Origin of the sequence: Pseudomonas sp. BP11-1-1 (assembly GCF_052112105.1) — a bacterium.
Lineage (GTDB): Bacteria > Pseudomonadota > Gammaproteobacteria > Pseudomonadales > Pseudomonadaceae > Aquipseudomonas > Aquipseudomonas alvandae.
In genome coordinates, this window is sequence record NZ_JAUTYU010000001.1 from 410967 (window position 1) to 424099 (window position 13133).

General features: G+C 61.6%; 12 protein-coding genes. 4 read left to right on the forward strand and 8 right to left on the reverse strand.

Features of this window, described 5'->3' with window-relative positions; all coding sequences use genetic code 11:
* The first annotated feature begins 155 nt into the window (after window positions 1-155).
* Complete coding sequence (gene mltF / locus Q7C33_RS01820; RefSeq protein WP_407682743.1) at window positions 156-1616, forward strand: membrane-bound lytic murein transglycosylase MltF; 1461 nt, start codon at window positions 156-158, stop codon at window positions 1614-1616.
* 123 nt (window positions 1617-1739) lie between these two features.
* Here the strand turns inward: mltF and pdxJ are convergent, their stop codons facing one another.
* The 8 genes from pdxJ to lptF all read right to left on the reverse strand — a co-directional run bounded on the left by pdxJ (window position 1740) and on the right by lptF (window position 10262).
* Complete coding sequence (gene pdxJ / locus Q7C33_RS01825) at window positions 1740-2483, reverse strand: pyridoxine 5'-phosphate synthase (protein ID WP_407682744.1); 744 nt, start codon at window positions 2481-2483, stop codon at window positions 1740-1742.
* A gap of 50 nt (window positions 2484-2533) precedes the next feature.
* Entirely contained in the window at window positions 2534-3217 is a 684-nt protein-coding gene (gene recO / locus Q7C33_RS01830; RefSeq protein ID WP_030139610.1) for a DNA repair protein RecO, read from the reverse strand.
* Between the two features lie 168 nt (window positions 3218-3385).
* Window positions 3386-4288, reverse strand: a complete 903-nt coding sequence (era, locus tag Q7C33_RS01835) for a GTPase Era (protein ID WP_030139611.1) — start codon at window positions 4286-4288, stop codon at window positions 3386-3388.
* Window positions 4281-4970, reverse strand: coding sequence for a ribonuclease III (gene rnc, locus Q7C33_RS01840; RefSeq protein ID WP_030139612.1), 690 nt, complete (start codon window positions 4968-4970; stop codon window positions 4281-4283). The genes era and rnc overlap by 8 nt, the downstream gene beginning before the upstream one ends.
* A gap of 184 nt (window positions 4971-5154) precedes the next feature.
* A complete protein-coding gene (gene lepB, locus Q7C33_RS01845) occupies window positions 5155-6009 on the reverse strand; it encodes a signal peptidase I (RefSeq protein WP_217861321.1) in 855 nt (284 codons plus the stop codon).
* A gap of 5 nt (window positions 6010-6014) precedes the next feature.
* Window positions 6015-7814, reverse strand: a complete 1800-nt coding sequence (lepA, locus tag Q7C33_RS01850; RefSeq protein WP_030139614.1) for a translation elongation factor 4 — start codon at window positions 7812-7814, stop codon at window positions 6015-6017.
* Window positions 7815-8086: 272 nt separating this feature from the next.
* Window positions 8087-9148: an LPS export ABC transporter permease LptG gene (gene lptG / locus Q7C33_RS01855; protein ID WP_030139615.1), complete on the reverse strand. Its 1062-nt coding sequence runs from the start codon at window positions 9146-9148 to the stop codon at window positions 8087-8089.
* Window positions 9141-10262 (reverse strand): LPS export ABC transporter permease LptF, encoded by a 1122-nt coding sequence (gene lptF, locus Q7C33_RS01860; RefSeq protein WP_030139616.1) that lies wholly within the window; start codon window positions 10260-10262, stop codon window positions 9141-9143. Before lptF ends, lptG begins: the two co-directional genes overlap by 8 nt.
* A gap of 313 nt (window positions 10263-10575) precedes the next feature.
* On the opposite strand from lptF, the gene Q7C33_RS01865 reads away from it, so the two are divergent.
* The 3 genes from Q7C33_RS01865 to Q7C33_RS01875 are packed head-to-tail and all read left to right on the forward strand — an operon-like array spanning window position 10576 to window position 12928.
* Window positions 10576-12066 (forward strand): leucyl aminopeptidase, encoded by a 1491-nt coding sequence (locus Q7C33_RS01865; RefSeq protein ID WP_030139617.1) that lies wholly within the window; start codon window positions 10576-10578, stop codon window positions 12064-12066.
* 60 nt (window positions 12067-12126) lie between these two features.
* Window positions 12127-12555 carry a DNA polymerase III subunit chi gene (locus Q7C33_RS01870; RefSeq protein WP_030139618.1) on the forward strand — a complete coding sequence of 143 codons (429 nt, stop codon included), beginning with the start codon at window positions 12127-12129 and terminating at the stop codon, window positions 12553-12555.
* Between the two features lie 7 nt (window positions 12556-12562).
* Window positions 12563-12928 carry a hypothetical protein gene (locus Q7C33_RS01875; RefSeq protein ID WP_030139619.1) on the forward strand — a complete coding sequence of 122 codons (366 nt, stop codon included), beginning with the start codon at window positions 12563-12565 and terminating at the stop codon, window positions 12926-12928.
* Window positions 12929-13133 lie beyond the last annotated feature (205 nt).

Below are 13133 nucleotides of genomic sequence, written 5' to 3' on the forward strand. Positions count from 1 at the left end.
GGCCATCCGGCGCGCGCCCCGGAGTTATTTTTTATCGGAAGGAACCCCGCCGGGCGCCGGCCCGCCTGGCTCGCGGACATGTTTTGCAACCTCTAGCAGACTGGCCTTTTGCTGTCGATATATGGCGGTCGAGGCCGTTTGCGTATACTGCGCAGATGTTTTCCCCAACGGCTTTGCGTCCGCGGTACGCCAGATGGCTGATCGCAACCGGACTCTTCCTGGTGCTCAGTGGTTGTGTTGAGAAACCCAACACACTGGAGCGCGTAAAGGAGGATGGCGTGCTGCGGGTCGTTACCCGGAACAGCCCCGCCACCTACTTCCAGGATCGCAATGGTGAGACCGGCTTCGAATATGAGCTGGTGAAGCGCTTCGCCGAGGATTTGGGGGTCGAGCTGAAAATCGAGACCGCCGACAACCTGGATGACCTGTTCGGCCAGATAGGCAAGCCGAATGGCCCGGTATTGGCCGCCGCGGGCCTGGTCAGCAGCGAGCCACGCAAGCAGCAGGTGCGGTTCTCCCATCCGTATCTGGAAGTCACCCCCCAGATCATCTACCGCAACGGCCAGTCACGCCCCACCGACGCGGCAGGCCTGGCCGGCAAGAAGATCATGGTGCTCAAGGGCAGCACCCACGCCGAGCAATTGGCGCAGTTGAAGCAGCAATATCCAGGCATCGAATACGAAGAGTCCGACGCGGTTGAAGTCGTCGACCTGCTGCGCATGGTCGATGAGGGCCAGATCGACCTGACCCTCGTCGATTCCAACGAAGTGGCGATGAACCAGGTGTATTTCCCCAACGTGCGCGTGGCGTTCGACCTGGGCGACGCCCGCAGCCAGAGTTGGGCGGTCGGCCCCGGCGAAGACAACAGCCTGCTCAACGAGATCAATGCTTACCTGGACAAGGTGCAGAAGAACGGCACGCTGCAACGCCTCAAGGACCGCTATTACGGGCACGTCGATGTCCTCGGCTACATGGGCGCGACAACCTTTGCCCAACACCTGCAGCAACGGCTGCCCAAGTATGAGCAGCACTTCAAGGCCTACGCCAAGAAAGAAAAAGTCGATTGGCGCTTGCTGGCCGCCATCGGTTACCAGGAATCACTCTGGCAACCGGCGGTCACGTCCAAGACCGGCGTGCGCGGCCTGATGATGCTGACCCAGAACACCGCCCAGGCCATGGGCGTGTCCAATCGCCTGGATCCGAAGCAGAGCATCATGGGCGGCGCCAAATACCTGGCCTACATGAAGGATCAACTGGACGAGAGCATCGAAGAACCGGACCGCACCTGGTTCGCCCTCGCCGCCTACAACGTGGGCAGTGGCCACCTCGACGACGCGCGCAAGCTCGCTGCCAAGGAAGGCCTGAACCCGAACAAATGGCTGGATGTGAAGAAGATCCTGCCGCGCCTCTCCCAGAAGCAGTGGTACAGCAAGACCCGCTACGGCTACGCCCGGGGCGGCGAGCCGGTGCATTTCGTGGCGAACATCCGTCGCTACTACGACATCCTCACCTGGGTGACGCAGCCGCAGCTCGAAGGCAACCAGGTGGCCGAAGGCAACCTGCATGTGCCGGGCGTGGACAAGAGCAAGCCAAACCAGGAATCCCCGCAGCTCTGACAGCCGTACACAACCAAATGTGGGAGCGAGCCTGCTCGCGAAAGCAGTGCATCAGTCGACATGATTGTTAACTGACACTCCGCTTTCGCGAGCAGGCTCGCTCCCACAGGGTGTGGTGGTGGGTCAGGGTCGGGCAGCCGCCAGGATCAGCGCCTTCATCTCCGCCACCGCCGACTTGAACCCGACGAACAACGCATGGGCCACCAGCGCATGGCCGATGTTCAGTTCGTTGATGCCCTTGATCGCCGCGACGGCTTCGACGTTGTGATAATGCAGGCCATGGCCGGCGTTGACGACCAGGCCTTGGGCCAGGCCAAAAGCGACGCCGTCGGCCACTCGTTGCAATTCATCGGCCACGTCGGTGGGCGTCTCGGCATCGGCGTAACGACCGGTGTGCAATTCGATGGCCGGGGCGCCGACCCGCTTGGAGGCTTCGATCTGCCGCTCGTCGGCGTCGATGAACAGCGACACCTCGGCGCCGATCTTCGAGAGGCGTTCCACCGCCAGGCTGATCCGCGATTCCTGCCCCGCGACGTCGAGGCCGCCTTCGGTGGTCAGTTCCTGCCGGGTTTCCGGTACCAGGCAGATATGCGCCGGGCGGATGCGCTCGGCGAACGCCATCATTTCCTCGGTCACGCCCATTTCGAAATTCATGCGGGTCTGCAGCACATCCTTGAGCAGCAACACGTCGCGCTCCTGGATGTGGCGACGGTCTTCACGCAGGTGCACGGTGATGCCGTCGGCACCCGCCTCTTCGGCGTCCAGCGCAGCCTTGACCGGATCCGGGTAGCGCGTACCACGGGCCTGGCGGAGGGTGGCGACATGGTCGATGTTCACGCCGAGAAGAATGCGATTGCTGGTGCTCACGAAAAGCGCTCCTGAATGGACAGAGATTCGGCCCACAGCATACGGGGAGATCAGGGCTTGCGAAACAGCTCGCGACTGACCAACGGCCGCCCACCCAGATGAACCGCCAAGGCCTGGCGCATCAAACGCTTGGCCGCCGCCAGGGCACCCGGTGCGGTCCAGTCGGCTTCGGCCATGGCCAAGAGCTCAACGCCATTGAACAGCCCCGGTTGCAACTGGTAGACCTGCTCCAGGCCCGCGTCCACTTGCAAGCGGTACAGCCCGTCGGCGGCGATGGGCTGGCCGTGCAGGTCGGTGTCGAGGGAAAAGCCATAGCCCAGGTCGTCCAGCAGGCGCCATTCGAAGGAGCGCAGCAACGGCTCCAGCGGCCGGCCTTCGGCCAGGGCCAGCAGCGTCGCGGTGTAATGATCGAAAACGGCGGGATGGGGATCTTCGGCGGGCAGCAGGCGGATCAACAGCTCATTGAGGTACAAGCCGCTGAACAACGCCTCGCCGTTGAGCCAGGCCGCGACGCCGTTGCTTTCCATGCGCCCGACGTTCTTCAACTCGCCCCGCCCGCGAAACTCGACCTCCAGCGGCACGAACGGCCGCGCCAGCGTCCCGGCCTTGCCCCGCGCCCCACGCAACACCGCCCGCAGCCGCCCCTGGGGCGTGAGGAAATCCACCAGGGCGCTGCTTTCGCGGTAGGCGCGGCTGTGGAGGACGTAGGCGGGTTGGGCGATGGGTTGGGACATTAAAGTCGCAGTTCTCACTGGGCGAGCAAAATTTTATAAACAACCCGAAACCAATGTGGGAGCGAGCTTGCTCGCGATAGCGGTCTGTCAGTCAACGTCCATGTTGAATATCAGGCCCTCATCGCGAGCAAGCTCGCTCCCACAATGGTTCTCGGTATATCCAGCTAATCAGAGGTCGCCGTAACCCAACGAACGCAACGCCCGCTCGTCATCGGACCAGCCGCCCTTCACCTTGACCCACAGGTTGAGCATGATCTTGGAGTCGAACAGCAGCTCCATGTCCTTGCGCGCCTCGGTGCCGATGCGCTTGATGCGCTCGCCCTTGTCGCCAATGATGATCTTCTTCTGGCCGTCACGTTCGACGAGGATCAAGGCATGGATATGCAGGGTCTTCCCCTGTTGCTTGAACTCTTCGATCTCGACGGTGATCTGGTATGGCAGCTCGGCACCCATCTGGCGCATGATTTTCTCGCGCACCAGTTCAGCGGCGAGGAAGCGGCTGCTGCGGTCGGTGATCTGGTCTTCGGGGAAGAAATGATCGTTTTCCGGCAGGTGCTCGGCAATCACCCGCTCCAGCGCGTCGAGGTTATGGCCATGCTGGGCGGAGATCGGGATGATCTGGGCATTCGGCAACTGCTCCTGCAACCAGCTCAGGTGCGGCATCAGTTCTGCCTTGTCTTCGATGCGATCGGTCTTGTTCAGCGCCACGATCAGCGGACCGGTCACGTACTGGACGCGCTCGAGGACCATCTGGTCTTCTTCGGTCCACTTGGTGCGATCGACCACGAAGATCACCACATCGACGTCTTTCAGCGCCGCCGAAGCAGTCTTGTTCATGTAGCGGTTCAGGGCCTTTTCACCGCCCTTGTGCATCCCCGGGGTGTCGACGTAGATCGCCTGCACGTCGCCTTCGGTCTTGATGCCCAGCATGTTGTGGCGTGTGGTTTGCGGCTTGCGCGAGGTAATCGCCAGCTTCTGGCCCAGGATGTGGTTCAACAGCGTGGACTTGCCCACGTTCGGCCGACCGACAATGGCGACATAGCCGCAGCGGGTGACGGTTGTATCAGTCATTGCCATTCTCCACGCCCAAGGCGATCAGTGCTGCAGCGGCCGCGACCTGTTCGGCAATACGACGGCTGACGCCCTGGCCTCGGCTTTTTTCATTCAAAAGGACCACTTCGCACTCGACGAAGAAGGTTCGGCAATGCGGCTCACCCTGGATATCCACCACTTCATAGCGTGGCAGTTCGCAACTGCGCGATTGCAGGAATTCCTGCAAGCGGGTCTTGGGATCCTTGTTGGTGTCCACCAGCGTCAGGCTGTCGATCTCGGACGTCAGCCAGGCCAGCACGCGCTCGCGCGCCATTTCCATGCCCGAATCCAGGTAGATCGCGCCAATCAATGCTTCCAGGGCATCGGCGAGGATCGACTCGCGACGGAAACCGCCGCTTTTCAGCTCACCCGACCCCAGGCGCAGATAATCGCCCAGGTCGAAACCACGGGCCAGTACGGCCAGGGTCTCACCTTTTACCAATCGTGCGCGCAAACGCGACAATTGGCCTTCGCGAGCCAGGGGAAAGCGTTCGAACAACGCCTCGCCGGCGACGAAATTGAGGATGGCATCGCCGAGGAATTCCAGGCGTTCGTTGTTGCGCCCGGCAAAACTGCGGTGAGTGAGGGCCAGGAGCATCAGCTCCTGATCCTTGAAAGTGTAGCCGAGCTGACGCTCGAGGCGGCTTAGAGAAACGCTCACGGTTTACCCACGCTGAGTTCGTGGCTGGATTCCACCGCCACGGCGACGAGGCGCCGCTGGCTTGGGACAATTAACGCTGTGTTCAAAAATGACGTCCTGACTATCGTTGGCTTCATGCCTTCGGGCAACCTTGTGCAGGCTCCAGAAAAGCATTCGGCGCTGTGTTCAACAGCGCCGTGTGTGATTACTTGATCAGGCCAACCCGCGAGAAATTCGGCAGGTGGCTGAGTTTGGGTTCCGGCCAGCTCATCCAGACCGCAAAGGCCTTGCCGACAATGTTGCGGTCGGGGACCATGCCCAGCAGGTCCTTGGGAATGCTCGGATCATCCCAGTAGCGGCTGTCGTTGGAGTTGTCGCGGTTGTCACCCATCATGAAGTAGTGCTCCGCCGGCACGGTCCACGAATGGTCCGGGGTGGCGCGGTAGCGGCTCATTTCCTTGCGGATCAGGTGTTCGGCTTCGCCGAGTTTTTCCTTGTAGAGCTCGGCGCTGCCCAGCGTGCCCGGCTCGGAGCCGATCAGTTGCTCGGCTACCAGCTCGCCATTGACGAACAGACGCTTGTCGGCGGTGTAGCGGATCTTGTCGCCCGGCAGGCCGACCACGCGCTTGATGTAGTTGACGTTCGGATCGCTTGGGTAGCGGAACACCATCACATCGCCGCGTTGCGGGTCGCCGATCTCGATGACTTTCTTGTCGATCACCGGCAACCGGATCCCGTAGGAAAACTTGTTCACCAGGATGAAGTCGCCCACATCCAGGGTCGGCTTCATCGAGCCGGACGGGATCTGGAACGGCTCCACCAGGAACGAGCGCAGCACGAGCACGATGAACAGCACTGGAAAGAACGACTTGCCGTACTCGACCAGCAGCGGTTCCTTGTTGAGCTTTTCAATGACCACGCCATCAGGCTGGCTGACGCTGCCCTGATAAGAGGCAATGGCGGCCCGGCGCCGGGGCGCCAGGAACAATAGATCGAGCAACCCCAACAGGCCGCAGACAAACACGGCGATAACCAGCAACAGCGGGAAATTTAGCGACATAGGACCTAACTATCCAACCTGAGCACCGCAAGGAAGGCTTCCTGTGGAATTTCCACGTTACCGACCTGCTTCATGCGTTTTTTACCGGCCTTCTGCTTTTCCAACAGCTTGCGCTTACGGCTGACGTCGCCGCCGTAGCATTTGGCCAATACGTTCTTTCTGAGCGCCTTGACGGTTGTACGCGCCACAATCTGACCGCCAATGGCGGCCTGGATTGCCACGTCGAACATCTGCCGCGGAATCAGTTCCTTCATCTTCTCGGTCAACGCGCGACCTTTGTAATGCGCGTTGTCACGGTGCACGATCAATGCCAGGGCATCGACTTTCTCGCCGTTGATCAGCACATCCAGCTTCACCAGATTAGCCGATTGGTAGCGATCGAAATGATAGTCCAGCGAAGCATAGCCGCGACTGGTGGATTTCAGCCGATCGAAGAAATCCAGCACCACTTCGTTCATCGGCAAATCGTAGGTCACCTGGACCTGCGTGCCGAGGAACAGCATGTCGTGCTGCACGCCGCGTTTTTCGATGCACAGGGTAATGACGTTGCCCAGGTGTTCCTGAGGCACAAGGATGTTGGCGCGCACGATCGGCTCGCGCATGTCCTCGATGGCCGACAGGTCCGGCAGCTTGGACGGGTTGTCGACGTAGATCGTCTCGCCGTTCTTGAGGAGCAGTTCGAAGATCACCGTTGGCGCCGTGGTGATCAGGTCCAGGTCATACTCGCGCTCCAGGCGCTCCTGGATGATTTCCATGTGCAGCATGCCCAGGAACCCGCAACGGAAACCGAAGCCCAGGGCGTCGGAGCTTTCCGGGGTGTATTGCAGGGACGAGTCGTTCAGGGTCAGCTTCTGCAGGGCTTCGCGGAAGTCCTCGAAATCATCGGAGCTGACCGGGAACAGGCCGGCGTAGACCTGCGGCTGGATACGCTTGAAACCGGGCAGCACTTCGACGTCGGGGGTGGTGCTCAAGGTCAGGGTGTCGCCGACCGGCGCACCGTGGATGTCCTTGATACCGGCGATGATGAAGCCCACTTCACCGGCCTTCAGGTCGACGGTGGCGGTGTGTTTCGGGTTGAAGACACCGACGCTGTCCACCAGGTGGATCTTGCCGGTGGATTTGACCAGGATCTTGTCGCCTTTCTTCACGCGGCCGTGGCGCACGCGAACCAGGGAGACCACGCCCAGGTAGTTGTCGAACCAGGAGTCGATGATCAACGCTTGCAGCGGATCTTCGATATTGCCGGTCGGTGCGGGAATGGTCGTTACCAAGCGCTCGAGCACTTCGTCGACGCCCAGGCCGGTCTTGGCGCTGCAGGTGACCGCGTCGGTGGCGTCGATGCCGATGATCTTCTCGATTTCTTCCTTCACGCGTTCCGGATCGGCCTGTGGCAGGTCGATCTTGTTCAGCACCGGCATGACTTCCAGGCCTTGCTCGATGGCCGTGTAGCAGTTGGCGACGGACTGGGCCTCGACGCCCTGGCCGGCATCGACCACCAGCAACGCGCCTTCACAGGCCGCCAGGGACCGGCTGACTTCGTAGGTGAAGTCGACATGGCCCGGGGTATCGATGAAGTTGAGCTGGTAGGTAATGCCGTCTTTGGCCTTGTAGTAGAGGGTAACGCTGTGGGCCTTGATGGTGATCCCGCGTTCACGCTCGAGGTCCATGGAGTCCAGGACCTGGGCTTCCATTTCACGCTCGGCCAGGCCGCCGCACATCTGGATGAAGCGATCAGCCAGCGTCGACTTGCCATGGTCAATGTGGGCGATGATGGAGAAATTGCGGATATGACTCAAATCACTCACGGATCAACACTCAAAAAGGCTGCAGGCAAGGCCCGCCGAAAAATAGCCGGGAATTGTACCTGATCCATTGAGCAAGCGTCACGTTCGCCTGTCGATGAGCACTTGTGGCGAGGGGATTTATCCCCGTTGGACTGCGCAGCAGTCCCAGAATCCATCAGGCGTCGCGATGTGTCAGACAGGACGCAGGGGGTTGCTGCGCAACCCAGCGGGGCGGTGCGACGTTTCGCTAAATCCCCTCGCCACAGAAGCTCCCCCGCCACAAGAAAATGGGATCAACCCGCCCGACGCAGCAGCCAGAGGCCGGCCAACGCGCAAACACCGGCCGGCACCAGCACCGCAAACAGCGGTGAGAAACCGAACACCAGGCTCGATGGACCCAACAAGTCCTGGGCAATACGGAAGGTAAAGCCCACCAGCACGCCGGTGAACACCCGCTGGCCGAGGGTCACCGAACGCAGCGGACCGAAGATGAAGGAAATCGCCATCAGCACCAGGGCAGCGGTCACCAGCGGTTGCAACACCTTGACCCAAAAAGCCAGCCAGTAGCGCCCGTTGTTCAGGCCCTGGTCTGCCAGGTAGTGGATGTAGCCCCACAGGCCGGTGATCGACAGCGATTCTGGCGCCATCACGACGGTGCTGAGCAGTTGCGGGCTCAACGCCACGTCCCAGCGCTCCGTTGGAGCGGCGACCACTTCGGTGCGTTTGTCGTGGAACAGAGTGGTGGTGACGTCGCTCAGTTGCCAGTGATCTTCGGCGAATTTGGCGCGTTTGGCGAAACTCGAGGACAGCATGTGCCGCTGATCGTCGAAACGATAGCGAGTCACGCCATACAAGGTACCGTTCGGCTGGACCGAGTTGATATGGATGAACTCATCACCCTGGCGGTGCCAAAGGCCGTGCTTGGCGCTTTGCGCATCGCCGCCACCCTGGGCCAGGGAACGGTTGGCCTGGGCGGTGTTCTCGGTGGCCGGGGCAACATATTCGCCGATCAGCACACCGACCAGCATCAGTACCAGCATCGGCTTCATCACTGCCCAGACAATCCGACCGATGGATACGCCAGCCGCGCGCATGATGGTCAATTCGCTGTTGCTCGCCAGGCTGCCCAAGCCAATCAGGCAGCCGATCAACGCAGCCATCGGCAACATGTCATACAGGCGCCGCGGCGCGGTCAGCAACACGTAGCTGAGGACGTCCGCCAGGGTGTAAGTGTCGCTGACGTCGCTCATTTCATCAATGAACGCGAACAAGGTCGCCAGGCCAAGAATGATCCCCAGCACAGCAAGGATCGCCATGAATACGCTGCTGCCGATGTAGCGGTCGAGTTTAACCACGGGCCACCTCCAGCGCACTGCGACGGCTGGCGAGCTTCAGGCGCATGGGCTCCCAATAGAGCAACCCGAGCCCAATGGCGAGGAATATCGAATGCACCCACCACAGGCCCAGCGCCGGCGGGATCTTGCCTTTTTCCAGGGCGCTGCGGGCGGAAATCAGGATGGTCAGGTAAGCCATGTACAAAAGGATCGCTGGCAATAGCTTGAGGAAACGGCCCTGGCGGGGGTTGACCCGCGACAGCGGAACCGCCATGAGCGTCACGATGAACACCAGCAGCGGCAGCGACAAGCGCCACTGCAGCTCGGTACGGGCGCGGATGTCATTGCTGCCCAGCAGGCTTGAAGTCGGCATCGCATCGCGATCGGTGACTTCGTCGCTGGCCTCGGGCTTGGGCAGCAACACGCCGTAGGTGTCGTATTTGATAGCGCGATAATCGGCCTGGCCCGGCTTGCCGTCGTAGCGGTAGCCATTCTCGAGAATCAGGTAGCGGTTACCGTCCGGGTTGATTTCCTGCCGACCCTTCTCGGCCACCAGCACGGAGATCCCGCGGTCTTTCTTGGCATCCGAAGACAGGTTTTTCTGGGTGATGAAGACGCCCCCCAGGTTGATCCGGTCATCCGAAAGCTGTTCGGTGTAGGTGACACGCGTCCCGTCACGCAGGGCCTGGAAGCGCCCCGGCACCAGGGTGTCGAATTCGGTCATGGCGTCCTGCTGGTTGATCAGCAGCTGGAATTGGTTGGCTCCCTGGGGCGCCAGGCTCAGGCTCAGCCAGGCCACCACCAGCGCCACCAGCGTTGCCGGGAACAACGTGATGCGAAACAGTCGCTGCTGGCTCATGCCCGTGGCGGACAGCACGGTCATTTCGCTGTCCAGGTACAGGCGACCGTAAGCCAGCAGGATGCCGAGGAACAACCCCAGCGGCAGGATCAGTTGCAGGAAGCCCGGCAGGCGGAATCCCATGATCAGGAACAACGAGCCCGGGTCCAGGGCGCCGGAGGCCGCCTGCGCGAGGTACTTGATGAAGCGCCCGCTCATGATGATGACCAGCAGCACGGCGCTGACCGCGCTCAGGGTCAGCAGGACTTCGCGGGACAGATAACGAAAGACGATCAAACCAGACACTCCACGATTGTCAGGCTATGGCGGCCAAACAAGGAAACGTATCGAGCCAGCTCACGCAGCGAGCCGCCGAAAAAAGAGCCGCATTATCCTGTGATTGGACGCGCCTGTCACTGCGCACGCTTTAACCAGACGCTTCATGGCCAAAAAGTTAACGACTACGAGGGTTGTCAGGCTCGGGCGCCGAGGTTCAAACTGCGGCCTTTGTCGCCGGCAAGCCCGGCGCTTCTTTTATATAGAAGACAGCTGTTCAGCGCGCCACTGTCTCGGCGCCTGGCCTCTTGACCATTCATTCAGGGATCCGGACATGGAACTGGTTGTAAAAAGCGTCAGCCCAGAAACGTTGAAGACCGCCACGCTGGTGGTTGCCGTTGGTGAAAACCGCAAGCTCGGCGTCGTCGCCACCCAGCTTGACGCCTTGAGCGGCGGCGCGATCAACGCCGTACTCAAGCGCGGCGACCTGGCCGGCAAAGTCGGCCAGAGCCTGTTGCTGCACAGCCTGCCCAACCTCAAGGCCGAGCGCGTGCTGCTGGTCGGCGTAGGCAAGGAAGCTGAACTGGGCGACCGTCCGTTCCGCAAGATCATTGCCGGCGTGCTGGGCACCCTGAAAAACCTCGGCGGTGGCGACGCAGCACTGGCGCTGGACGAACTGGTGGTCAAGGGCCGCGACAGCTATGGCAAGAACCGCCTGCTGGCCGAGACCCTGGTGGACGGCGAATATCAATTCGACCAATTCAAGAGCCAGAAAGCCGAACCCCGCGCCCTGAAGAAAGTCACCCTGCTGACCATCAAGGCCGCCCAGGCCGAAGTCCAGCGCGCCGTGACCCATGCCACCGCGATTGCCAACGGCATGGCCTTCACCCGCGACCTGGGCAACCTGCCGCCGAACATCTGCCACCCGACGTTCATGGGCGAACAGGCCAAGGCACTGGGCAAGGAATTCAAAGGGCTCAAGGTCGAAGTCTTCGACGAGAAGAAAATCAAGGACCTTGGCATGGGCTCGTTCTATGCCGTCGGCCAGGGCAGCGCCCAGCCGCCACGCCTGATCGTCATGCAATACAACGGCGGCAAGAAAGCCGAGAAGCCGTACGCACTGGTCGGCAAGGGCATCACCTTCGACACCGGGGGCATCAGCCTCAAGCCCGGCGCCGGCATGGATGAAATGAAATACGACATGGGCGGCGCCGCCAGCGTGCTCGGCACCTTGCGCGCCGTGCTCGAGCTGCAACTGCCGATCAACCTGGTCTGCATTCTCGCCTGCGCTGAAAACATGCCCAGCGGCACGGCTTCGCGTCCTGGCGACATCGTCACCACCATGAGCGGCCAGACCGTCGAAATCCTCAACACCGACGCAGAGGGCCGCCTGGTCCTGTGCGACGCCCTCACCTATTCCGAGCGCTTCAAGCCGCAAGCGGTGATCGACATCGCCACCCTGACCGGCGCTTGCGTCGTCGCACTTGGCGCCCACACCTCGGGCCTGCTGGGCAACAACGACGAACTGATCGGCCAGTTGCTCAGCGCCGGCCAGCAAGCCGATGACCGCGCCTGGCAATTGCCGCTGTTCGACGAGTACCAGGAACAGCTGGACAGCCCGTTCGCCGACATCGCCAACATCGGCGGCCCGAAAGCCGGGACCATCACGGCGGCGTGCTTCCTGTCGCGCTTCACCAAGAACCTGAACTGGGCGCACCTGGACATCGCCGGCACGGCCTGGACCAGCGGCGGCAAGGACAAGGGCGCCACCGGCCGTCCGGTTCCACTGTTGACCCAATACCTGCTGGACCGCGCCAAGGCCTGACACCAATGACTGCCGTTGGCGTCGCCCTCGGGTGGCGCCAGCGGCTGTTCAGGAACCGCAATGACCAAAGTCGATTTCTATATCCTGCCCAGCGCCGATCCCTCGGCGCGGCTGGATTTCGCCTGCAAGCTGACTGAAAAGGCCTGGCGAATGGGCCATCGCATCTACCTGCACTGCAGCGATGCCGCCCAGCGCGAAGACCTCGACGCACGACTGTGGGCTTTCAAGGGCGAAAGCTTCGTGCCCCATGGCCCGGCAGAAAGCGAGCCCGAGGGCTTGATCGTGCTCGGCTTGGGGAATGACTGCGGGCAACATCAGGACCTGCTGGTCAACCTTGACCTGAAAGTGCCGGCCTTCGCCCAGCGCTTCGCCCGCGTGGCGGAAGTGGTGGTTGAGGACCCGGCCATCCGGCAAGCCGCGCGGGAGAGTTTCCGTTTCTACCGCGAACAGGGCTATCCTCTGCAAGACCACCGTTTACAGCGACTCTGAGCCTACGATGGACACTCCTAAACCGCCGCAAAAACCCGCCCAATTGCTGGATGACCTCGAGTCGATCCGCCAGTTGCTCGGCGATGACAACCTGCAACCGCCGCTGTTGACCGATACGGTGGAACACGAGCCGGTGCATGACGAACAGATCCCGCTGCTGTTCGACCCGATCAACGGCCAGCCCGAACCCCAGCCAGCCCCCCAGCCTGAACCCAAGGGCCCCGATGCCCTGCTGCACCTGGACCGCGAACTCCGCGCCGCCGCGCAGTTGATCATGCAAGACGTCATCGACGACTTCGCCCCGCACATCGAGACCGAGATCAAGCGCCGGCTGGAAGCGCGGATGGAACGGTTGCTCAGTCAGTACGAGTAGCATCCAACACTCAACTGATTGCACTTCCTGTGGGAGCGAGCTCGCTCGCGATGGGGCCGGCACATCCAATATCAGTGCAGGCTGAACCACCGCTATCGCGAGCAAGCTCGCTCCCACAGGGTTCAACTGCGCTCCCATTCGGCTTCTCGCTCGCAGCTTGTGGCTTGCACCAGCCCCGCCCGCTATACTTCCCGGCTTTTCCTGA